The sequence below is a fragment of the Novosphingobium sp. 17-62-19 genome (assembly GCF_002256775.1).
Classification (GTDB): domain Bacteria; phylum Pseudomonadota; class Alphaproteobacteria; order Sphingomonadales; family Sphingomonadaceae; genus Novosphingobium.
Map to the genome: position 1 here is coordinate 1 of NZ_NCII01000083.1, position 20,319 is coordinate 20,319.

A 20,319-nucleotide genomic window follows, 5' to 3' on the forward strand; every position below is an offset into this window, starting at 1 on the left:
CCTACGACCAAGTGATTAACAGTCACCTACTCTACCGCTGAGCTATCAGGGAGCAGCCTCGGTTGCCCGGGGCAGGTCCGCGCTAATAACAGGCGATTCAGGTTTGGCAAGCACCTGTTTTCAATTTTTCCTCAGACCATGAACTGTTCGGCGAAGATGCGGTCCTCGAGGCTCTGTCCGCGATCAAACAACAACGTCAGCCGATGCTCAGGCCAGGCCTTTACGCGCACTTCGCGCACGTCGCGCACTTCCTTCTGGTCTGCCACCACGAGCACAGGGCGCTTCACTGATTCCAGCGCCTTGAACACGATCTCGTAAGTGTCGGGCAGAATCGCGCCGCGCCATCTGCGCGGGCGAAAAGGGCTGATCGGCGTCAGCGCCAACATATTCGACGACAGCGGCAGGATCGGGCCGTTTGCTGACAGGTTATAGGCGGTGGATCCGGCGGGGGTTGCCACCAGCACGCCATCGCAAGCCAGTTCCGGCATTCGTACCTTGCCGTTGACGCTTACTTCCAACTTCGCAGTCTGGCGTGTTTCACGCAGGATCGACACTTCGTTGATCGCACAGACCGAATGCTCGTCACCAGTATTGGTCGTGGCCGTCATGCGCAGTGGCGAGATCGCGATGGCCGTGGCCTTTGCCAATCGCTCGTCAAGGCTCCTTCCAGAGCGATATTTGTTCATCAGAAAGCCGACTGTCCCAAGGTTCAGTCCAAAGGCCGGGATGACATGGTCGATGTCGAGCATGGTGTGCAACGTCTGTAACATGAAGCCATCACCGCCGATCACGACTGCTGCGTCAGCCTGATCCAAAGCTACCCACTGACGCTGCTGTCGCAGGGCATCGAAGGCTTCCTGCGACCGCTCGGTTGGCGAGGCGAGCAGGGCCAGGCGGCTGTATTCGGGCATTGTGATTACGCCTCCCCGGCATTTGCTGCTCTTGGAGATATGGTTTGTGCGGCAATGACGCAATGCACAAAAGCATAGGCTTGGCCGGTTTGCCCGGTTTGCAAGATCCGCAATCGGAACGGTTTGGCAAGACTTCGCAGGCTAAGGCCTGAGATCATGGGTGACCCTGCTGCAACATTCACACGCGATCCGCTGACCGGCCTTGCCGGTTCGACTGAGGCGCTGGCATGGTTGGAATGCGTACCGAAGCCGGACTTCGTGCAAGCCATGCTTATCGGGCTGCACCGCTTCCGCTCGGTCAACATCGCCTATGGCAATTCCGGGGGTGATCTTGCGTTGGCAGAAATTGCGCGCCGCATTCGTGATTTTGCGGTGGAGGAACTCGGTCCTTCTGCGATGATTGCACGGATCGGCGGCGGTGAATTCCTTGTCGCGTGCAGCGGCGCATTGCCGCGTGAACGCTGGCAATGGCTGGCCGAGGCGCTTGGCCGAACCGTAGGGCGCGCTTTGCCGGTGCATGGCGATGTGCTGCACCTGTTGCCGCGCATCGCCTTGCTACGCCGGGCACCGGGCGAAGGCGGCGGCCGTATGCTTGACAGGCTTGACCAGGCGCTGGGTAGCCTTGAACAGCAACCGGGGCGTCGCGTGATGTGGGCAGACGGCTCTCACCGTTCACGCGGACGCAGTGCGGCGCGTCTAGAGGCCGACCTGATCGGTGCGATGGCGCGTGATGAGATTGGCTTGGTGTATCAACCACAGTACGCGGTCAGCACTGGCGCGCTCGCAGGTGCCGAAGTGCTGGCGCGGTGGGACCATCCACAACTTGGTCGGATCGGAGCGGAAACGCTGTTCGCCATTGCCGAGCGGGGTGATCATATCGGTCAGCTTTCCAGCCATATAGTGCTTCGTGCCTTGGCCGCCGATATGCTGTGGAAAGGTCTTCTCCCGCTGTCGATCAACATCACCGCAGAAGATCTTACTGCTGAGGATTTCGCCGCCAGCTTCGAGCGCAAACTCGCCAAGACAGCTTTCCCTCCGGCAATGCTGACGCTGGAAGTGACCGAGCAGAGCCTGATTGGCGATTTCGTGCGCTCTGCCGAAACCTTGCGGGCAATTGCCGCGCTGGGCGTGCGGATTGCGCTGGATGATTTCGGTACGGGTTATGCAAACTTCCGCACACTGAAGGCGCTGCCGATTGATACGCTCAAGCTGGATGCCTCGCTGGTTGGCGATGTTGACAGCGATCCCCGTGATCGTGCGATCCTAAGGGCGATCATCGCCATGGCGCGGGCTCTCGGGCAGAAGATCGTAGTCGAGGGGATCGAGCGCAAAAGCCAGTTGGCCGTGCTGGCTGAAGAAGGCTGCGACGTGTTTCAGGGTTTCCTTCGCTCTGGGCCGGTTTCTGCCGAAGCCATTGCCGATATGCTCTAGGCGGCCTTTTTTGCGCGCCGCACGATGGCGGCAAGGCCTTTGGTCAACTGCACCAGCCCGTTTAGTCGCCCTTCCGCCGTGCCCCACGCCCTTGTGATGACCAGCTTGTTGTCCGGGCGCAATTTGGCCACACCGTTTAGCCGCTCGACATAGGCGATCAGTCCCAGCGGATCGGGGAACTGGTCCTTGTGGAAGCTGACCAGCGCACCCTTGGGGCCGACGTCGATCTTTGCAATATTGGCGGCGATGGCCTGACGCTTGACCTCGATCAGGCGCAGCAAGTTTTGCGTGGGGCCGGGCAGAGGACCGAAACGGTCGATCATCTCGGCGGCGAGCGCTTCCACGGCATCGGCGCCATCGGCATCATTCATGCGACGATAAAGCGCCATGCGGACTGCCAGATCGGGCACGTAGTTCTCGGGGATCATGATCGGCGCATCTAGCGTGATCTGCGGGCTAAGAGCCTCGCGCTCACGCGCCAAGCCGATGTCGCCTGCCTTGGCTGCTAGGATCGCGTCCTCAAGCATCGACTGGTACAGTTCGAAGCCGACTTCCTTGATGTGACCCGACTGCTCGTCGCCCAGCAGGTTGCCCGCGCCGCGCAGATCGAGATCGTGGCTGGCAAGCTGGAAGCCTGCACCAAGGCTGTCGAGATCGCCCAGCACCTTGAGGCGCTTTTCAGACACTTCGGAAAGCGCCGTGTTCTCGGAGTGCGTGAGGTAGGCATAAGCGCGAATCTTCCCGCGCCCCACGCGCCCGCGCAGCTGATAGAGTTGCGCAAGGCCGAAGCGGTCGGCGCGATGAATGACGATGGTGTTGGCACTGGGAATGTCGATTCCGCTTTCCACGATGGTGGTGGAGAGCAGGACTTCGTACTTCTTCTCGTAGAACGCGCCCATGCGGTCTTCGACTTCGGTCGGGCTCATCTGGCCGTGCGCGGCGATGTAACGGACTTCGGGAACGTTGAGCCGCAGCCATTCCTCGACATCGGGCATGTCGGCAATGCGCGGCACCACGATGAAGCTCTGCCCGCCGCGCTGGTGTTCGCGCAGCAAGGCCTCGCGCATCACCATGTCGTCCCACGGCATGACATACGTGCGTGTGGCAAGGCGGTCTACCGGCGGAGTCTGGATCGTGGACAGTTCGCGCAGGCCAGACATCGCCATCTGCAGCGTGCGCGGGATCGGCGTGGCAGTGAGAGTGAGGACGTGGACGTCCGCCTTCAACTCCTTGAGCTTTTCCTTGTGCGTCACGCCAAAACGCTGCTCCTCATCCACGATCACAAGGCCGAGGCGCTTGAATTCGATAGATTTGGCCAAGAGCGCATGAGTGCCGATAACGATATCGACGCGGCCATCGGAAAGCCCGATCTTGGTTTCGGCGGCTTCCTTGGCAGTGACGAGGCGCGAAAGACGCCCGATTTCCAGCGGGAAACCCTTGAAACGCTCAACAAAATTGGTGAAGTGCTGGCGCGCGAGCAATGTCGTTGGTGCGATCACTGCCACCTGCACACCGGCCATGGCGGCGACGAAAGCGGCACGCAGTGCGACCTCTGTCTTGCCAAAACCCACATCACCACAGACTAGGCGATCCATCGGCTTGCCTTCGACCATATCGGACAGGACGTCGCCAATGGCGCGTTCCTGATCCTCGGTCTCGTCCCACGGGAAGCGGTCGACGAACGGGCCGTAGCTGGTCGGATCGACGGGCAGGATCTCACCCTGACGCAGCGCGCGATGGGCCGCTGTGGCCATGAGTTGGCCCGCCATTTCCAGAATGCGCTCGCGCATCCGGGCCTTGCGGCGCTGCCAAGCCTCGCCGCCCAGCTTGTCGAGCGATACGCCATCGGAGTCTGACCCGTAGCGCGAAAGGACGTCGAGGTTTTCGACCGGAATGTAGAGCTTGTCACCGCCCGAATATTCCAGTTGCACGCAATCGTGGGGGGAATCTCCCACGCCAATGGCTTCGAGGCCAAGGTAGCGCCCGATGCCGTGGTCCATGTGGACAACGAGATCGCCGGGGGTAAGAGCTGATAGCTCCGCCAGAAACGCATCGGCGTCCTTGCGCTTCTTCTTGCGGCGGACAAGGCGGTCGCCCAGAATATCTTGCTCGGTCAGGAGTTCCAGTTCGTCACTGGAAAAACCGTGGTCGAGCGGCAGCACCACGGCGACTGGCTTGCCCGTCGCGGCGAGGCCAAGCGCCTCTTGCCAGCTTTCGGCCATAAGTGGCGCAGCTTTGCCCGCCTCGGCCAGTAGTGACGCAAGGCGTGAGCGTGAGCCGGTAGTATAGGCAGCGACGATGGGCTTTTTGCCCCGGGTGCCGAGGGCGGCGATGTATTTCGCCGCCGATTCGTAGATATTACTGCCGCCTGATGTGGCCGCTGCGCGTTCGGGCGTGAAATCGTGGCTGGAGCTGAAGCCGAAATCGACGACCTGTTTGGATTCAGGTTCTGCAAAGATCGTGGTGCGGTGGACGGGCCAGCCTGCAAGGGCGCGGTCCAGTTCATCGCGCGTCACATAGAGCGCGTCTTCTGCAAGGGGGCGATAGCTGCCCGGGGCCTTGGATGAGGAATCGAGACGCGACTGGTGATAGTCGGTGATGTCGGCCAGGCGCTGTTCAGCAGCCTTGATCGCGGTGCCATCGACCACCACAAGGTCATCTTCGCCCAAGTGGTCGAACAGCGTGACAAGCCGGTCTTCGAACAACGGCAGCCAATGTTCCATTCCTGCCAGGCGGCGACCGTCGCTAATCGCCTGATAGAGCGGATCGCCCGTTGCATTTGCGCCGAACAGTTCACGGTAGCGGCTGCGGAAGCGCTTGATGCTATCTTCATCGAGCAGTGCTTCGCTGGCCGGGAGCAGCAGGTGCGTTTCTACGGGCTGCACAGAACGCTGCGTGTTCGGATCGAACAGGCGCAACGTTTCCAACTCATCCCCGAAGAAGTCGAGCCGTAAGCCGTGATCCAGCCCGGACGGGAAGATATCGAACACCGAACCACGCACGGCGTATTCGCCCGCATCGACGACCGTATCCGTGCGTGAATAGCCCTGCCGCTGCAGCAGCGCGATCAAGCTCTCACGTCCGATCTCGGCTCCCGGCGTCAGCAGGCGCGTGGCTTCTCGGATGCGGAAAGGGGTGACCACGCGCTGCAGCACAGCGTTGATCGTGGTGACCAGCAGTTGCGGACCGGTGCGTTTGTGTTGCAGCTTCTGCAGTGCCGCAAGGCGCCTTGAACTGACACTGAGAGCGGGCGAAGCGCGGTCAAACGGCAGGCAATCCCACGCCGGAAAGTCAATAACCTCAAGGTCAGGCGCAAAGAAGGCGGCGCTGTCTGCCACCGCACGCATCGCCGCTTCATCCGGCGCAATGAATACCGCGCGTCCCTTTGCCGTGCGGGCAAGGTCGGCCAGCACAAGCAGCTGCGCCCCGCGTGCGATGGACGAGAGGGTCAGCGGCGTCTTGGCGTCAAGGATGCGGGTCAGGTCGGACATGGCGTCTAGTTAATGCGCTGTGATCGAAATCAGCGCGGAATTTCGACGTAGTCCAACTTGCACATCTCGTCCATCATCGACCCCGCGTACTCTGGCGGGACCGACTGGGTGCCGAGGGCCCAAGCCATGATGTCCACGTCTTCTTCTTCAATCAGTGCTTCGAACCAAGCGACCTGATCGGCATTCCATGTGGCGTGAAACCGATCGAAGTAACAGCCGATCATATAGTCTGCTTCGCGCGTGCCGCGATGCCATGCGCGGAACTGCAGGCGCTTGAGGCGTTCGGGCGTAATCTCGGCTGAGCTGTTCGTCATGGGATTGCCGTTAGGCCGAACCCGCGGGTGAAACAAGGCCGCACGGCCTGTTCAAGCGGGCACGTATTGCAGCATCCCGGCACACGTGCCTCCTAGCGCGCCGGGATGCTACCCCGCTACTTGCTGCGCAAAGCTGCGATGATCTGCGGAGGCTGGCGGTCCATGAAGTCCTTTGCCAGTTCACCGATGACAGCGCGCTGCACGGCCTTGCTGTAGTGGTGTCGCAGTTCACCCAGCGTGCGCGGCGGCGCGATGACGACAAGTTGTTCGATTTTGTGATCCTGAACCTGGCGGTTCAGCCATTCGGCAACGGCGGCTGCGTGCGCATCTTCATCGCGTTGGCTGCCCGATGGGTTGGCGGAACTGACTGCATGACGCCCGCCAGACCCGTGATTGCTCTCGACCAATGTCGGCGTAGGCATTTCCGTGAGTTCAGGCTCGGCTTCCGTGCCGCTGTTGCGCAGGATCTGCCAATCTTCTCCATCGACAAGCGCGATGAAGGCAGCGTGTGGGATCAACATTGTGTAAAACTCCTGTGACTGTTGCCTGCTGAACGGATGAGACGCGCACTTGGCTCCACGCTCCATGCGCTGCATCAAAATTGGCGTGATTTTCACACAACCCACCATTGGCGAAATGCGTGTGGTCGGCCTATGTCGGCCCAATGCGTCCCGATGTGCTCAATCCGCTATTTGCCGAATCCGGCACCCTGAAAGGCGTAGGGCCGGGCCTATCGCGCCCGCTTGAAAAGCTTGGCCTGACGCGGGTCAAGGATCTGGCGTATCATCTGCCCGACCGTTTCGTGGCGCGGCGTGCCGTCGCCAATCTGGACGAGGCCGGCGTTGGCGAGCAGATCGTGGTGGCGCTGACCCCGCGCGAATACAAGCAAGCCGCCGGGCGAGGGCCGTTTCGCGTTATGGCCGAGGATGCGGTGGGGAACTACGTGGCGCTCACCTATTTCGGGCGGGCGTCCTATTCGGGCAAGAAGCAGTTGCCGCTGGGTGAAAAACGCTGGATTGCCGGGCGTTTGGACCAGTACGGCCAGACTTGGCAGATGGTCCACCCGGATCATGTAAGCGAAGACAGCGCAGGCATGGTCGGCCAGTTGAATGAGCCGGTCTATGCCTTGTCCGACGGGCTGACGCAGGGTCGCTTGCAGGCGCTTGTGCACCAATCGCTTGAAGGTCTGCCGGAACTACCTGAATGGATCGAGCCGGGGCTGGCCACGAAGATGGGCTGGCCGCGCTGGCACGAGGCCCTGCCGCTGGTACACAAGGCTGAGAACGCGTTGGCACGGGACCGGCTAGCCTATGACGAGCTTTTGGCCAACAGCCTTGCGCTGCTGCTGGTGCGCGAAAGCAACCGCGCCAAGAAAGGCACCCCGCTACATGGCGATGGCCGCCTGCGAGCCAAGCTGAACCTGCCGTTTGAGCTGACTGGCGCACAAAAGCGTTCCATCGCCGAAATTGAGGGCGACGTGGCGCAAGGCGCACCAATGTTGCGCCTGCTGCAGGGCGATGTGGGATCAGGCAAGACGGCAGTGGCTCTCCATGCCATGCTGATTGCCGTGGAGGCAGGGGGGCAAGCCGCTCTGCTTGCGCCCACCGAAATTCTGGCCCGCCAGCACGCCGAGACGCTTACCCGCATGGCCGCAGGCACCGGCGTGACGATTACTCTGCTCACAGGGCGAGACAAGGGTAAGGCACGCGAGTCGATCCTCATGGGCCTGCTTGATGGCAGCATCGACATTTGCGTAGGCACCCACGCGATCTTTCAGGACTCGGTAGCCTATCGTAACCTTGCGCTAGTGGTGATTGATGAGCAGCACCGTTTTGGTGTGGGTCAGCGGCTGATGCTCTCGCAAAAGGCAAAGCGCACGCCGCATTGTCTGGCCATGACGGCAACACCCATTCCGCGCACGCTGACGCTGGCTCAATATGGCGAGATGGACGTCTCACGGCTTGATGAGATGCCGCCGGGCCGACAGGCGATCGATACCCGCGTTGTGGCGCAGGATCGATTGGCAGACGTGATTGAGGGCATCGGCCGGCACATCGCCAAAGGCGCGCAAGCCTATTGGGTTTGCCCGATGGTGCGTGAACTGGAAACCGCCGATATTGCCGCCGCCGAAGCGCGCCATGCCGTTCTGTCAGAGCGGTTTGGCGATACTGTGGTCATGGTCCACGGACAAATGCGGCCAGAGGCCAAGGACGCAGCGATGGAGCGCTTTTCCCGTGGCGACGCCAAACTTCTGGTCGCAACTACTGTGATAGAGGTTGGCGTCGACGTGCCCAACGCCACGCTCATGGTGATCGAGCAGGCCGAACGCTTTGGCCTTGCCCAGTTGCACCAGTTACGCGGGCGCGTGGGGCGGGGCAGTCAGCAATCGACCTGCCTTTTGCTGCGCGGCGATGCCCTGTCAGAAACCGGGCGCGAGCGTTTGGCGCTGATGCGTGAGACGCAGGACGGCTTCAGGCTGGCCGAGGAAGACCTGCGGTTGCGCGGGGGTGGCGAACTGCTCGGCACGCGACAATCAGGAGATACGCCGTTCAAAGTGGCAGATTTCGAACAGATCGCGCGGCTTTTGCCTTTGGCCCACGACGATGCGCGGCTGCTGATGGAGCGCGACGGCGGACTTTCATCGCCGCGCGGCGAGGCTGCGCGGATGTTGCTCTATCTGTTCGAGCGCGACTGGGGCGTGCAACTGCTCAGAGGTGGTTGATGGAGAAGGCGGCGCGACTGGACGCCGCCTTCATATCCGACTTACTTGCTAGGTGTCGGAGCTCCAGCACTCTTCGTAGCATCGGCAAACTGCTCGGCGCTCATGCCGATAAGGAGACCAGTTTCAGCCTTGGCCACCGACGTGCGGGGCAGTTTCACTTTGGCTGTGCCGGTATCGAGAACGAAATCGGTCTCGCTCACTTCGCTGATCTTGCCGAGCACGGTCGTGCCGTCAGAAGCGTGGATGGGGGCATCCACGACGATTGCAGCAGCTAGTGCTTCCTTGGCAGCAGCAGCAGCCTTTTCAGCGGCAGCGTCAAGCTCAACCTTGGTCAGGCCGAGAACCGGTCCTTTGGGGCTGGTACCGAGCGCGGAAAGTGCAAGTGTGGCCGTATTGTTGCCGGTGTCGATCACGAAGTTGGGCGCAGCAATCGCCTTGATCGTCCCAACTTCGGCCCCGGCGGTGTCATAGACAGTCGCGCCTACGGCGGGAGTGGCGGCGGCAGGCGCGGATGCTGCTGCTCCGGCTTCCTGCGCGATGACAGAGCCGGCAAAAGGCGCGGTGGCAACGAGAAGGGAAATCGTAAGGTTGCGGAGTTTCACGAAAGGGTTGTCCTGTCCAGTTATAGGGATAACCCAGTCAAGGTCGGCAATGTAGCGGCGCAACGGAAGGGCGTTTGCGCTCTGTCCGTAAAAATCTGCGGTGAATTGAATGAGTTGTGCCTCAGCTGCGATGAACTGTGACGCAGCGCACAAACGAATAGAGCGACCCGAAGGCCGCTCTGTTCCTCACCTCAAGTGGGTGAAATGGTCGGGGAAAGAGGATTCGAACCTCCGGCCCCTGCCTCCCGAAGACAGTGCTCTACCAGGCTGAGCTATTCCCCGACCGATCCGCAAGCTGGTTACCCAGCTGCGAGGCAGGCGGGCCCTATACGAGGCACTTCGGGGGCTGGCAAGCGGCTAGCCCCAAGTTTTTTCGCTGCGGAGTTTTGCGCCCGCGCGGTTGCAACGATAGAAGCAGAGCCATGTTGAAACGCGCCGATTCCGCCCGCCATTACGAATGGCAGTACCTCGATCTCATGCGTGAGATCTGGGAGCGGGGGGATCAGCGGGTAGACCGGACAGGCATCGGCACGCGCTCTGTCTTTGGCGCACAGCTTCGGTTCGATCTGTCAGACGGACGGATGCCGCTGCTGACGACCAAGCGCGTTTTCTGGAAAACGGCGACGCGTGAATTCCTGTGGTTCCTGACCGGCGATACCAACATTCGCAGCCTGTGCGCCCAAGGCGTTGAGATTTGGACAGACTGGCCATTGGACCACTACCGGAAGGCAACCGGCGACCAGATTTCTCGCGCTGACTTTTCAGCACGGATCGTTGCAGATGTAGCTTTTGCGGAAAAATGGGGCGACCTTGGCCCTGTATATGGCAAACAGTGGGTGAACTGGCCTGTCTATGAGCCAGCAGGCGAAGGCTTGTTCAGCCAACGCGCCCAAGGTGTGAACCAGGTGGCGGACGTGATTGACTCGCTGCGCAAGAACCCAGGCAGCCGTCGCCATATCGTCGAGGGATGGAACGTAGCGGAAGTGGATCAGATGGCGTTGCCACCGTGCCACAAGACCTATCAGTTCCATGTAAGCGGCAACAAGCTGAACGGCCTGCTCTATCAACGGAGCTGCGATGTGGCGCTCGGCCTGCCTTTCAATCTCTGGGGGGCAGCCCTGTTCGTTCGCCTGCTGGCGCAGCAGTGCGATCTGGAGCCGGGCGAACTGGTCTGGATGGGTGGTGACACGCACCTCTACCTCAATCACGTCGATCTTGTCGAAGCGCAGCTTTTGCGGGAACCGGACGGTGATCCGCGCCTTGCTATCCTGCGCCGACCAGATAGCGTGTTCGACTATCGGATCGAGGATTTTGAAGTGACCGGTTACGCGCCGCAGGGCCAACTGTCTGCCCCTGTTGCCGTCTGACACAGCGATTGACTCGAAAAGCCGTGTGAAATAAAATAACACACGTTTATAATTTTGCGTCCTTCAGGCTTTTGCATTCGCATAGGTAGATTCGGGCGCTGGAGAGTCAGATGCAGGCGTTCGTCAAATGAGCGGAACCGCGCGTGGCAACCTTCCGCCGCTTGCGCTTTATGTGCCGGAGCCTAAGTTCCGGCCGGGTGACAAGGTCGATTATTCGCATCTTGAAATATCCGTGGCGGGCGATCAGCCGCGCCCTGACGAGCAATGCGCAGCGGCTCAAACACATCCGCTGTGCCTCGATCTTGTGCGTGTTCTGGACGACGGTCATCGGGCAGTTGGTCCGTGGGATCCCAAGCTTGACGGCGATACGCTGCGCCGAATGCTGCGCACGATGGCGCTGACTCGTGCGTTCGATGACCGGATGTATCGCGGGCAGCGGCAGGGCAAGACCAGCTTCTATATGAAATGCACCGGAGAGGAGGCCACCTCGGTTGCGCCTGCTATGGCGCTTGCCGACGACGACATGGTCTTCCCCAGCTATCGCCAACAGGGCATCCTGATTGCGCGCGGCTATCCCATCGTCGAGATGATCAATCAGATCTATTCGAATCGGGCTGACAAGCTGAAAGGCCGTCAGTTGCCGATCATGTATTCGGCGCGCGAGGCTTCGTTTTTTACCATCAGCGGCAACCTTGCCACGCAGTATCCGCAGGCCGTGGGCTGGGCGATGGCCAGTGCGATCAAGGGCGATACCCGCATCGCCGCGACTTGGATTGGTGAGGGATCGACGGCCGAAGGCGATTTCCATTCAGCAATGACTTTTGCGGCAGTCTACAACGCGCCGGTCATCTTCAACGTGGTCAACAACCAGTGGGCGATTTCAAGCTTCTCCGGCTTTGCCGGGGCAGAGCGCACCACTTTTGCAGCGCGGGCCATTGGATACGGCATTGCCGGTATTCGCGTGGACGGCAATGATCCATTGGCAGTCTTCGCCGCGACGCAATGGGCCGCCAACCGTGCGCGTTCGAACGCCGGACCTACGTTGATCGAACACTTCACCTATCGTGCAGAGGGGCACTCCACCTCCGACGATCCCGGACAATATCGCTCTGCGCATGAGCGTGAGGAATGGCCGCTGGGCGACCCGATCAATCGCCTCAAACTGCACCTGATTGCGCTGGGCGAATGGTCCGAAGAGCAGCAGGCCGAAATGGATCGCGAACTGGTTGAGCAGGTCAAGGCTGCGACCAAGGAGGCCGAGAAGAACGGCATTCTCGGTCACGGTTTGCACCACCCATTCCGCACGATGTTCGAGGACGTGTTCGAAGAGCTGCCTTGGCACCTGAAAGAACAGAGCGAACAGGCAATCCACGAGCGTCAGGTCAAATGGCCGGATTGGAAGGACGCATGACCTACGAAGAAAATCCCGTCAGTCTGGCCGAAGCACCGGTCCGTCGGCTCAACATGATCGAGGCGATCAATGACGCGCTCGACATCATGATGGAGCGCGATCCCAACGTCGTCGTGATGGGCGAGGATGTTGGCTATTTCGGTGGTGTGTTCCGCGCCACAGCGGGATTGCAAAAAAAGCACGGCAAAACTCGGGTGTTTGACACGCCAATCAGCGAATGTGGGATCATCGGCGTTGCGGTGGGCATGGGCGCCTATGGTTTGCGGCCAGTGCCCGAGATCCAGTTTGCCGACTATATCTATCCAGGCTTGGACCAGCTTGTTTCCGAAGCAGCGCGCCTGCGGTATCGTTCGGCGGGTGAATTCATCGCGCCGATGACGGTGCGCTCACCCTTTGGTGGCGGCATCTTTGGCGGGCAGACGCATAGCCAGAGCCCTGAGGCGCTGTTTACCCACGTATCGGGGATCAAGACGGTCATTCCCAGCACGCCGTACGATGCCAAGGGCCTGCTGATCGCCGCCATCGAAGACAATGATCCTGTGATCTTCTTCGAGCCAAAACGCATCTACAATGGTCCGTTCAACGGCTATTACGACAAGCCGGTCGAGCCATGGGCCAAGCATGACAATAGCGAAGTGCCCGAGGGATACTATTCAATCCCGTTAGGCAAGGCGCGAATTGTGCGACCGGGGCAGGCTTTCACTGTCCTGACTTATGGCACGATGGTCCATGTCGCTGCCGCTGTTTGTGCAGAGAATGGCGTCGATGCTGAAATCATCGACCTGCGCACATTGGTGCCGCTGGATATCGAGACGGTGGAAAAGTCGGTGGAAAAAACCGGCAAATGTCTGATCGTCCACGAAGCGACCCGTACTTGCGGTTTTGGCGCTGAGCTTTCGGCTCTGGTGCAGGAGCGCTGCTTCTATCACCTCGAAGCCCCGATCGAGCGCGTGACCGGTTTCGACACGCCTTATCCCCACAGCCTCGAATGGGCCTACTTCCCCGGCCCGGTCCGCATCGGCGAGGCCATCGATCGTTTGATGAAAGCCTGAAGCCATGGGAACTTACACATTCCGCCTGCCCGATATCGGCGAAGGCATCGCCGAGGCTGAAATCGTCGCTTGGCACGTGGCCGTGGGTGACATGGTCGAGGAAGACGGCCGCCTTGCCGACATGATGACCGACAAGGCCACGGTCGAGATGGAAAGCCCGGTTACCGGCAAAGTCGTCTCGATCGCAGGCGAAGTTGGCGACGTGGTGGCGATCGGCTCGGCGTTGGTGGTGATCGAGACCGAGGGGGAAGGGGAGAGCGCTGCGCCTACTTCTGCGCCTGCACCGAAGGCCGATATGGTAGAAGAGCGCATTGAGGCTGAAACGCCCGATGCGGCAGATGTTGCCAAAATCGAGGCAGCGGTGCCGCCGCCCGCAGCTGAGCCAATTTCTGTTCCGGCCAAAGTGGCCAAAGTTGCCGTCGGGCACGAAGCAAGCGTGAAAGTCCTCGCCAGCCCCGCCGTGCGCCAGCGCGCGCGCAATCTCGGCATTGACCTTGCCGAAGTTCGTCCATCGGAAGAGGGCCGCATCCGCCACGCCGACCTCGACCAGTTCCTCGCCTACAATGCGCAAGGCGGATACCGCTCCGCCGGCCGCGAACGGGGCGATGAGGTCATCAAGGTCATCGGCATGCGCCGCCGCATTGCCGAGAACATGGCTGCTTCAAAGCGCCACATCCCGCACTTCTCCTATGTAGAGGAATGCGATGTGACCGCGCTTGAGGCGATGCGCGAGCAATTGAACGCACATCGTGGTGACAAACCTAAGCTGACCCTGCTCCCGCTGCTCATCACCGCTATCTGCCGCGCGCTGCCGCAATTTCCGATGATCAACGCGCGGTATGACGACGAGGCGGGTGTGGTCACGCGCTATGGCGCGGTCCACCTCGGCATGGCGGCGCAGACCCCGGCGGGCTTGATGGTCCCCGTGATCCGCAATGCGCAAGGCCTGAACCTGTGGCAGTTGGCGCGCGAGATTGTCCGCCTTGCTGACGCCACACGCAGCGGCAATGCAAAGTCCGAGGAACTGTCGGGTTCCACGCTGACAGTCACGTCGTTGGGCCCGCTTGGTGGTATTGCCACTACGCCTGTAATCAACCGCCCGGAAGTTGCCATCATCGGCCCCAACCGCATCGTCGAGCGCCCGATGTTTGTGCCTGACGGCATGGGCGGAGAGCGCATCGAGAAGCGCAAGCTGATGAACATCTCGATCAGTTGCGATCATCGCGTCGTAGATGGCCATGACGCAGCAAGTTTTGTTCAAGCGGTCAGGAAGCTGATCGAAACGCCGGTACTTTTGCTGGCAGATTGATGTGGTATCCTCTCTGAAAAGGGAGACGCCCATGCCGACAATCGATCCGCGTATCGATGCGCACATTGCCAAGGCAGGAGAATTCGCCCGCCCGGTCCTTGAGCGCTTCCGCGCACTGGTCCACCGTGAAATTCCAGACTGCGTCGAGGCGATCAAATGGGGTATGCCGCACTTCACATTGCGGGGTAAGAACCTTGCGGGGATGGCCGCATTCAAAGCACACGTCTCGGTGTTCTTTCACCATGATGAGCAGCCCGGCGGAACAGGCCCCTTCCGCAAGATCGCCAGCCTTGACCAGTTTCCTGACGAGGAACAGGTCATTCAGCGGTTGCATGCAGCGGTGGAACGGCTGTCGTCAGCGTCAACAGCTTCAAAACCGAAGGCAGCGCCAAAGCCTGTACCCGACATGCCATCCAGCTTTGCCGATGCTCTGGAAGATGCCGCTGTGCGCGATCGTTTTGACGCGATGGCACCGGGGCAGCGCCGCGAATACATCGAATGGATTGTAGAGGCGAAGACCGTCACCACACGCAAAAAGCGCATCGTGCAGGCCGTCGAATGGATCGGCGAGGGCAAGACGCGCAACTGGGAGTACCAGAAATGCTGACCCGTTGGGGTTATCTTTCAGGAAATTTGCGGAGAGCCGAAAATGGTGCACGAACAGCGTTGACAGCCCGCAAGCTCTGCCATAGAGGCAGCGCTCCCAAGGGTGAGCGGGTGTAGCTCAGTTGGTTAGAGTATCGGCCTGTCACGCCGAGGGTCGCGGGTTCAAGTCCCGTCACTCGCGCCATTGGGACGCGGGTGTAGCTCAGTTGGTTAGAGTATCGGCCTGTCACGCCGAGGGTCGCGGGTTCAAGTCCCGTCACTCGCGCCACCTTGGGAATTTTCTAATCTTACCAGCCATGTGAATGGGGCAGGGGCTTACGCCACGCTCTTGTCAGACCTGCGCTTCAATCAGCTCCAGCGCCCGGTTTCCATCCAGATCAGGAAGCGCCGCAGCGGCAGCAGCCAGACCGTGCCCAGCACGATGTAGGCCAGCGTCTGGACCAACACATGCCACCCACCGATGATGGCCGAAGCTGAGGCGACGGCGAAGACGTAGATGCACAGCGCCACAACCAGCGCGATGATGCCCACCGGCTTGCGCCAGGTGGGCCGCCAATCCGGCTTTTCCGGCTGTGTCACGCTGCATGCTCCCACGGTCCGTAGATTCGCGTGGGCGTTACCACGGCATGGAGCGGAACGTCATGCGGCTCGCGCGGAAGATCGTCTACCAACTGGCAATCCCAAGCAAGGCCGATGGGGCGGGCAAATGGATTCGCTTCCAGCCAGCGGTCATAGTGTCCACCACCTTGCCCCAATCGGCCACCATTAGCAGAAAATCCGACCAACGGCACAAACAGCACATCGGGCACCACCAGAGCGGCGTCGCTGGCCGGTTGCACAATGCCCTTCCATGGCCCCGGCTCAAGCAGATCGTCCCCCCAGGGTGAGGTCCATTCGCGGAATACCATCGGTGCCGCGCGCGATTCAAACCACGGCAGAGCAACCTTGTGACCCGCTTCATGGAAGTACCGTGCATAGGCAGTCGCGGGCGCCTCTGCCGGACCGGCGACATATAGCCCTACTACAGCCCCTTCGGGCACCAACGCTGCTACAGGTGACGGCGGCCGCTTGAACATCAGCGCCATAACACGCGGATCAATCGCCAGAACATGGGCGTTGCGGCGCGCTCTCAATTCACTGCGCAGCCCATTCTTGGCTTCCACGCGAGGCTCCGTAATTCGGCAAAGAAGGAGGGTGACGGGCCCACCGTGGTCGTTAGCTCGGAAAATCCTCTGACGCCTCGACGTCAGGTGGGGACCGCTTGCCCGGGACCAGGATCCCAGACAATGCGGCTCGTGCCGGGCAGATCCCGTCGCGATTGATCTAGGCATTCACAGACCGTTTCTCAAGGGGCTTGCTCCAAAGTCGCCGCCAGAGATTCGATGCGTTCGGCAAGGCTGTTTACACGAGCGACGATCCCGACATCAATTTCGGTGCTGGTTACCGGACCTGAAGGTGCTGAAACAGGGGAATTTCGGTGGGTTTCGTGCAGTTCATCGGCCAGCATCAGTGCAGAAAACAGCAACATGCGCGGCTCTGTTTGCCCGGTACCCATTCGGCTCGCGCGCTCGTCGATCATGCGACCGAGCATCGAGATATGATCTTCCTCGCCATCGGCACAGGAAACAGTGAACGGACGGCCGCCGATTGACAGTGTCAGGTTGCTCATTTGGGCAGGCCTGCCAGCAACAGGTCCAACTGGCGCAACTCCTGTGCAACCGTATCTTTCAGCTTGCGGTGCCTGACCTTGAGAAGCGCTAACTCCTCGGCCGACTCCGTGCCCCGTTGCGTAACTGCCGTTTCAACCCGCACGAGCGCTTGCTCAAGCCGGTCCAAGGCGGTGCCCAATCCATCCATCGTCATGGTCGGTGAAACTACCAGATTGGGCCTTTACCGCAACCGTCGCACAACCCTTATTCGGGGGAATGCACTGGCGCCTTGGTAGAGACAGCGTAGGACAACGCATTTGCAGCAAAGAACACGGCCCCGCAGCCTTGACCCATGGCGTTCCCATGACCAAAGAGGCCGGGCTCCGAATCAGCGGATTTCGTGCTGGCCAGATGCTGGCGGCATGAACAGGGAAGGGCTAATTTCAAGCATGACACGCGAAACCACCGCGCTGGCTCCTATGGCCAACGCGATCCGTGCGCTTGCCATGGACGCAGTCCAGGCAGCCAATTCGGGACATCCCGGTATGCCAATGGGCATGGCCGATGTTGCCACGGTGTTGTGGACGCAGTTCCTGAAGCATGATCCTTCGGCCCCCAACTGGTCGGACCGTGATCGCTTCGTGCTTTCAGCCGGTCACGGCTCGATGCTGATTTATGCGTTGCTGCATCTGACGGGCTACGAAAGCCCGACGATGGATGACATCCGCAAGTTCCGCCAGATTGATAGCGTCTGTGCAGGGCACCCGGAAAACTTCCTGATCGACGGCGTGGAATGCACCACCGGCCCGCTGGGGCAGGGTGTGGCGATGGCGGTAGGCTTTGCAATGGCAGAGCGTCACCTGAATGCCCAGTTTGGCGACGATCTGGTCGATCACAAGACCTGGGTGATCGCCGGTGACGGCTGCCTGATGGAAGGCATCAACCACGAAGCCGTGGGTCTTGCCGGCACGCTGAAGCTCGGTCGCCTCAACGTGCTGTGGGACGACAACAAGATCACGATTGACGGCGATACGTCGCTTTCGACCACAGAAGACATCCTTGGACGCTACACTGCGTCGGGATGGCATGTCACCACATGCGATGGCCATGACTTTGCAGATATCGCCCGCGCTCTGGCCGAAGCCGAAGCCGATCCGCGCCCGTCACTGGTTGCCTGCCGGACGGTCATTGGCAAAGGTGCGCCGAACAAGCAGGGCGGCCACAACGTCCACGGCTCGCCGCTGGGCGCCGATGAGATCACTGCGGCGCGCGAATATCTGGGCTGGACAGCTGTTCCTTTTGAAGTCCCGGCAGACACTCTGGCCAACTGGCGCGCTTCGGCAGACGCAGGCAAGGCGGCTCGTGCTGCATGGGAAGGTCGCGCTGCCAGCAATCCCAAGGCTGCAGAACTCGCCCGCCGCATGGCTGGCGAACTTCCTGCGGAAACCGGCTACGATGCCTACATCCAGTCCCTGATCGCCAATCCGCCCAAGGTTGCCACGCGCAAATCCAGCGAAATGGCGCTTGAGGCGTTCACAGCGAACGTGCCCGAAATGGTCGGTGGTTCGGCGGACCTTACCGGGTCGAACAACACCAAGACCAAGTCGACTACGCCGTTCGCCCCGGAAAGCTACGACGGTCGCTATGTCTATTATGGCATCCGCGAATTCGGCATGGCCGCCGCAATGAACGGCATGGCGTTGCATGGCGGTGTGATTCCCTATGGCGGGACGTTCCTGATCTTCTCGGACTATTGCCGCAACGCGATCCGGCTTTCGGCGCTTCAGCACCAGCGCGTGATCTATGTTTTGACGCACGATTCCATCGGTCTCGGCGAAGATGGGCCGACCCATCAGCCGGTCGAGCATGTCATGTCGCTCCGCATGATCCCGAACCTGCTGGTCTTCCGCCCAGCCGACGCGATTGAAACCGCCGAGGCATGGTCACTCGCGCTGGCCAACAACGATCGGCCCAGCGTTCTGGCGCTTACCCGTCAGAACCTGGCTCCCGTGCGTTTCGATGCTGACATGCAGAGCGCAAAGGGGGCTTACCGCCTCGTCGCAGCCAATGCTGCGCGCAAGGTCGTTCTGTTGGCCACCGGCTCGGAAGTGGCGATTGCCAAGGACGTTGCGGCAGCACTCGAAGTACAGGGCATCGGCGCAGACGTTGTGTCGTTCCCATGCTGGGAGCTTTTCGAAGAGCAGGATGCGGCCTACAAGGCCGATCTGTTGCCGCCGGATGCGCTCAAGGTGTCAATTGAAGCAGGCGTGACGCTGGGTTGGCAGAAGTATGTCGGCGATGGCCTGACCATCGGCATCGACACCTTCGGCGCATCGGCTCCGATCGATGTTCTCTATGACCATTTCGGCCTCACCGCCGACAAGATTGTCCCGCAGATCCTTTCGCGGGTTTCGTAAATCAACAGGAGATACCTGACATGGCTATCAAGGTTGCAATCAACGGTTTCGGTCGCATCGGGCGCAACGTGGCCCGCGCCATCCTCGAACGGCCCGATTGCGGCCTTGAGCTGGTTTCGATCAACGATCTTGCCGATGCGAAGGCCAACGCCCTGCTGTTCAAGCGTGACAGCGTCCATGGCGCGTTTTCGGGCGACGTTTCGGTTGATGGCAACGATCTGATCGTCAACGGTCAGCGCATCCAGGTTACGGCAGAGCGTGATCCCGCCAACCTGCCGCACGCCGCCAACGGCATCGACATTGCGCTCGAATGCACCGGCTTCTTCACCAACCGTGATGGCGGCCAGAAGCATATTGATGCCGGTGCCAAGCGCGTCCTGATCTCGGCTCCTGCCAAGAACGTCGATCTCACCGTCGTCTATGGTGTGAACCATGACAAGTTGACGGGCGATCACAAGATCGTGTCGAATGCATCGTGCACCACCAACTGCCTCGCGCCGATGGCCAAGGTTTTGCACGAAGCGATCGGCATCGAGCGCGGTCTGATGACCACGATCCACTCGTACACCAACGATCAGAAGATCCTCGACCAGATCCACAGCGATCCGCGCCGTGCCCGCGCTGCTGCGATGAACATGATCCCCACCAGCACTGGCGCTGCCGTGGCTGTGGGTGAAGTTCTGCCCGACCTGAAGGGCAAGCTCGACGGTTCGTCGATCCGCGTGCCGACCCCGAACGTGTCGGTCGTCGATCTGACGTTTACGCCAAAGCGAGACACCACGCTTGAAGAAGTCAACGGCGTGCTCAAAGCTGCTGCCGAAGGCGCGCTGAAGGGCGTGCTCGGTTACACCGAAGAGCCGCTCGTCTCGATCGACTTCAACCACGACGCACACTCGTCGACCATTGACAGCCTCGAAACCGCTGTTCTTGAAGGCAAGCTTGTCCGCGTCCTTTCGTGGTACGACAACGAGTGGGGCTTCTCCAACCGTATGCTCGATACTGCGGGCGCGATGGCGAAGTTTCTGTAAGAACGCTCT

General features: G+C 60.6%; 18 protein-coding genes and 3 tRNA genes. 11 read left to right on the forward strand and 10 right to left on the reverse strand.

Translation table 11 applies throughout. The features are described from left to right. Window positions 1-131: 131 nt before the first annotated feature. Window positions 132-911: an NAD kinase gene (locus B7X90_RS14145; protein ID WP_292625440.1), complete on the reverse strand. Its 780-nt coding sequence runs from the start codon at window positions 909-911 to the stop codon at window positions 132-134. Window positions 912-1,067: 156 nt separating this feature from the next. On the opposite strand from B7X90_RS14145, the gene B7X90_RS14150 reads away from it, so the two are divergent. Continuing rightward, window positions 1,068-2,342 (forward strand): bifunctional diguanylate cyclase/phosphodiesterase, encoded by a 1,275-nt coding sequence (locus B7X90_RS14150; protein ID WP_292625442.1) that lies wholly within the window; start codon window positions 1,068-1,070, stop codon window positions 2,340-2,342. Here B7X90_RS14150 and mfd read toward each other — a convergent pair. From mfd to B7X90_RS14165, 3 genes are all read right to left on the reverse strand, one after another. Next, on the reverse strand, window positions 2,339-5,833 hold the full coding sequence (gene mfd / locus B7X90_RS14155; protein ID WP_292625444.1) for a transcription-repair coupling factor: 3,495 nt from the start codon (window positions 5,831-5,833) through the stop codon (window positions 2,339-2,341). The two genes, B7X90_RS14150 and mfd, sit on opposite strands and share 4 nt — an antisense overlap. Before the next feature lie 29 nt (window positions 5,834-5,862). Then, window positions 5,863-6,147, reverse strand: coding sequence for a succinate dehydrogenase assembly factor 2 (locus B7X90_RS14160; RefSeq protein WP_292625446.1), 285 nt, complete (start codon window positions 6,145-6,147; stop codon window positions 5,863-5,865). Between the two features lie 116 nt (window positions 6,148-6,263). Then, on the reverse strand, window positions 6,264-6,668 hold the full coding sequence (locus tag B7X90_RS14165) for a host attachment protein (RefSeq protein WP_292625448.1): 405 nt from the start codon (window positions 6,666-6,668) through the stop codon (window positions 6,264-6,266). Window positions 6,669-6,811: 143 nt separating this feature from the next. Between B7X90_RS14165 and recG the strand changes: the two genes are divergently transcribed. Beyond that, window positions 6,812-8,869 carry an ATP-dependent DNA helicase RecG gene (recG, locus tag B7X90_RS14170; protein WP_292625485.1) on the forward strand — a complete coding sequence of 686 codons (2,058 nt, stop codon included), beginning with the start codon at window positions 6,812-6,814 and terminating at the stop codon, window positions 8,867-8,869. Between the two features lie 41 nt (window positions 8,870-8,910). On the opposite strand, the gene B7X90_RS14175 is transcribed toward recG, so the two are convergent. Further along, the gene (locus tag B7X90_RS14175) at window positions 8,911-9,471 is read right to left on the reverse strand and encodes a hypothetical protein (RefSeq protein WP_292625450.1); all 561 of its coding nucleotides are present in this window, start codon (window positions 9,469-9,471) and stop codon (window positions 8,911-8,913) included. 205 nt (window positions 9,472-9,676) lie between these two features. Further along, a tRNA-Pro gene (locus B7X90_RS14180) sits at window positions 9,677-9,753 on the reverse strand. Window positions 9,754-9,893: 140 nt separating this feature from the next. Here B7X90_RS14180 and thyA point away from each other — a divergent pair. The 7 genes from thyA (at window position 9,894) to B7X90_RS14215 (ending at window position 15,484) form a co-directional block, all read left to right on the forward strand. Further along, window positions 9,894-10,838 (forward strand): thymidylate synthase, encoded by a 945-nt coding sequence (gene thyA, locus B7X90_RS14185; protein ID WP_292625452.1) that lies wholly within the window; start codon window positions 9,894-9,896, stop codon window positions 10,836-10,838. Window positions 10,839-10,965: 127 nt separating this feature from the next. Beyond that, complete coding sequence (locus B7X90_RS14190) at window positions 10,966-12,249, forward strand: 3-methyl-2-oxobutanoate dehydrogenase (2-methylpropanoyl-transferring) subunit alpha (protein WP_292625454.1); 1,284 nt, start codon at window positions 10,966-10,968, stop codon at window positions 12,247-12,249. Beyond that, entirely contained in the window at window positions 12,246-13,301 is a 1,056-nt protein-coding gene (locus B7X90_RS14195) for an alpha-ketoacid dehydrogenase subunit beta (RefSeq protein ID WP_292625457.1), read from the forward strand. The genes B7X90_RS14190 and B7X90_RS14195 overlap by 4 nt, the downstream gene beginning before the upstream one ends. Before the next feature lie 4 nt (window positions 13,302-13,305). Next, window positions 13,306-14,610: a dihydrolipoamide acetyltransferase family protein gene (locus B7X90_RS14200; protein ID WP_292625458.1), complete on the forward strand. Its 1,305-nt coding sequence runs from the start codon at window positions 13,306-13,308 to the stop codon at window positions 14,608-14,610. A gap of 31 nt (window positions 14,611-14,641) precedes the next feature. Next, window positions 14,642-15,217, forward strand: a complete 576-nt coding sequence (locus tag B7X90_RS14205) for a YdeI/OmpD-associated family protein (protein ID WP_292625459.1) — start codon at window positions 14,642-14,644, stop codon at window positions 15,215-15,217. A gap of 106 nt (window positions 15,218-15,323) precedes the next feature. After that, window positions 15,324-15,400 (forward strand) — tRNA-Asp (locus tag B7X90_RS14210). Window positions 15,401-15,407: 7 nt separating this feature from the next. Continuing rightward, window positions 15,408-15,484 (forward strand) — tRNA-Asp (locus tag B7X90_RS14215). 80 nt (window positions 15,485-15,564) lie between these two features. Here B7X90_RS14215 and B7X90_RS14220 read toward each other — a convergent pair. The 4 genes from B7X90_RS14220 to B7X90_RS14235 all read right to left on the reverse strand — a co-directional run bounded on the left by B7X90_RS14220 (window position 15,565) and on the right by B7X90_RS14235 (window position 17,079). Beyond that, window positions 15,565-15,795 carry a DUF2842 domain-containing protein gene (locus B7X90_RS14220; protein ID WP_292625460.1) on the reverse strand — a complete coding sequence of 77 codons (231 nt, stop codon included), beginning with the start codon at window positions 15,793-15,795 and terminating at the stop codon, window positions 15,565-15,567. Beyond that, the gene (locus B7X90_RS14225; RefSeq protein WP_292625462.1) at window positions 15,792-16,379 is read right to left on the reverse strand and encodes a 5-formyltetrahydrofolate cyclo-ligase; all 588 of its coding nucleotides are present in this window, start codon (window positions 16,377-16,379) and stop codon (window positions 15,792-15,794) included. Before B7X90_RS14225 ends, B7X90_RS14220 begins: the two co-directional genes overlap by 4 nt. Window positions 16,380-16,561: 182 nt before the next feature. Continuing rightward, window positions 16,562-16,885 carry a cell division protein ZapA gene (locus B7X90_RS14230; protein WP_292625463.1) on the reverse strand — a complete coding sequence of 108 codons (324 nt, stop codon included), beginning with the start codon at window positions 16,883-16,885 and terminating at the stop codon, window positions 16,562-16,564. After that, complete coding sequence (locus B7X90_RS14235; protein ID WP_292625464.1) at window positions 16,882-17,079, reverse strand: hypothetical protein; 198 nt, start codon at window positions 17,077-17,079, stop codon at window positions 16,882-16,884. The genes B7X90_RS14230 and B7X90_RS14235 overlap by 4 nt, the downstream gene beginning before the upstream one ends. A gap of 235 nt (window positions 17,080-17,314) precedes the next feature. Here B7X90_RS14235 and tkt point away from each other — a divergent pair, with 235 nt between their 5' ends. Together tkt and gap are read left to right on the forward strand one after the other, a co-directional pair. Continuing rightward, window positions 17,315-19,282, forward strand: a complete 1,968-nt coding sequence (gene tkt, locus B7X90_RS14240) for a transketolase (RefSeq protein ID WP_292625467.1) — start codon at window positions 17,315-17,317, stop codon at window positions 19,280-19,282. A gap of 20 nt (window positions 19,283-19,302) precedes the next feature. Beyond that, a complete protein-coding gene (gene gap, locus B7X90_RS14245) occupies window positions 19,303-20,310 on the forward strand; it encodes a type I glyceraldehyde-3-phosphate dehydrogenase (protein WP_292625469.1) in 1,008 nt (335 codons plus the stop codon). The last annotated feature ends 9 nt before the right edge of the window (window positions 20,311-20,319 follow it).

Excerpts from the sequence above, each read along its gene's own strand:
- B7X90_RS14160 (WP_292625446.1), bottom strand. The coding sequence starts at position 6,147 with ATGACGAACAGCTCAGCCGAGATTACGCCCGAACGCCTCAAGCGCCTG.
- gap (WP_292625469.1), top strand. The coding sequence starts at position 19,303 with ATGGCTATCAAGGTTGCAATCAACGGTTTCGGTCGCATCGGGCGCAAC.
- recG (WP_292625485.1), top strand. The coding sequence starts at position 6,812 with ATGCGTCCCGATGTGCTCAATCCGCTATTTGCCGAATCCGGCACCCTG.
- B7X90_RS14145 (WP_292625440.1), bottom strand. The coding sequence starts at position 911 with ATGCCCGAATACAGCCGCCTGGCCCTGCTCGCCTCGCCAACCGAGCGG.
- B7X90_RS14200 (WP_292625458.1), top strand. The coding sequence starts at position 13,306 with ATGGGAACTTACACATTCCGCCTGCCCGATATCGGCGAAGGCATCGCC.
- B7X90_RS14165 (WP_292625448.1), bottom strand. The coding sequence starts at position 6,668 with ATGTTGATCCCACACGCTGCCTTCATCGCGCTTGTCGATGGAGAAGAT.
- B7X90_RS14235 (WP_292625464.1), bottom strand. The coding sequence starts at position 17,079 with ATGACGATGGATGGATTGGGCACCGCCTTGGACCGGCTTGAGCAAGCG.
- B7X90_RS14150 (WP_292625442.1), top strand. The coding sequence starts at position 1,068 with ATGGGTGACCCTGCTGCAACATTCACACGCGATCCGCTGACCGGCCTT.
- tkt (WP_292625467.1), top strand. The coding sequence starts at position 17,315 with ATGACACGCGAAACCACCGCGCTGGCTCCTATGGCCAACGCGATCCGT.
- thyA (WP_292625452.1), top strand. The coding sequence starts at position 9,894 with ATGTTGAAACGCGCCGATTCCGCCCGCCATTACGAATGGCAGTACCTC.
- B7X90_RS14205 (WP_292625459.1), top strand. The coding sequence starts at position 14,642 with ATGCCGACAATCGATCCGCGTATCGATGCGCACATTGCCAAGGCAGGA.
- B7X90_RS14230 (WP_292625463.1), bottom strand. The coding sequence starts at position 16,885 with ATGAGCAACCTGACACTGTCAATCGGCGGCCGTCCGTTCACTGTTTCC.
- mfd (WP_292625444.1), bottom strand. The coding sequence starts at position 5,833 with ATGTCCGACCTGACCCGCATCCTTGACGCCAAGACGCCGCTGACCCTC.
- B7X90_RS14195 (WP_292625457.1), top strand. The coding sequence starts at position 12,246 with ATGACCTACGAAGAAAATCCCGTCAGTCTGGCCGAAGCACCGGTCCGT.
- B7X90_RS14190 (WP_292625454.1), top strand. The coding sequence starts at position 10,966 with ATGAGCGGAACCGCGCGTGGCAACCTTCCGCCGCTTGCGCTTTATGTG.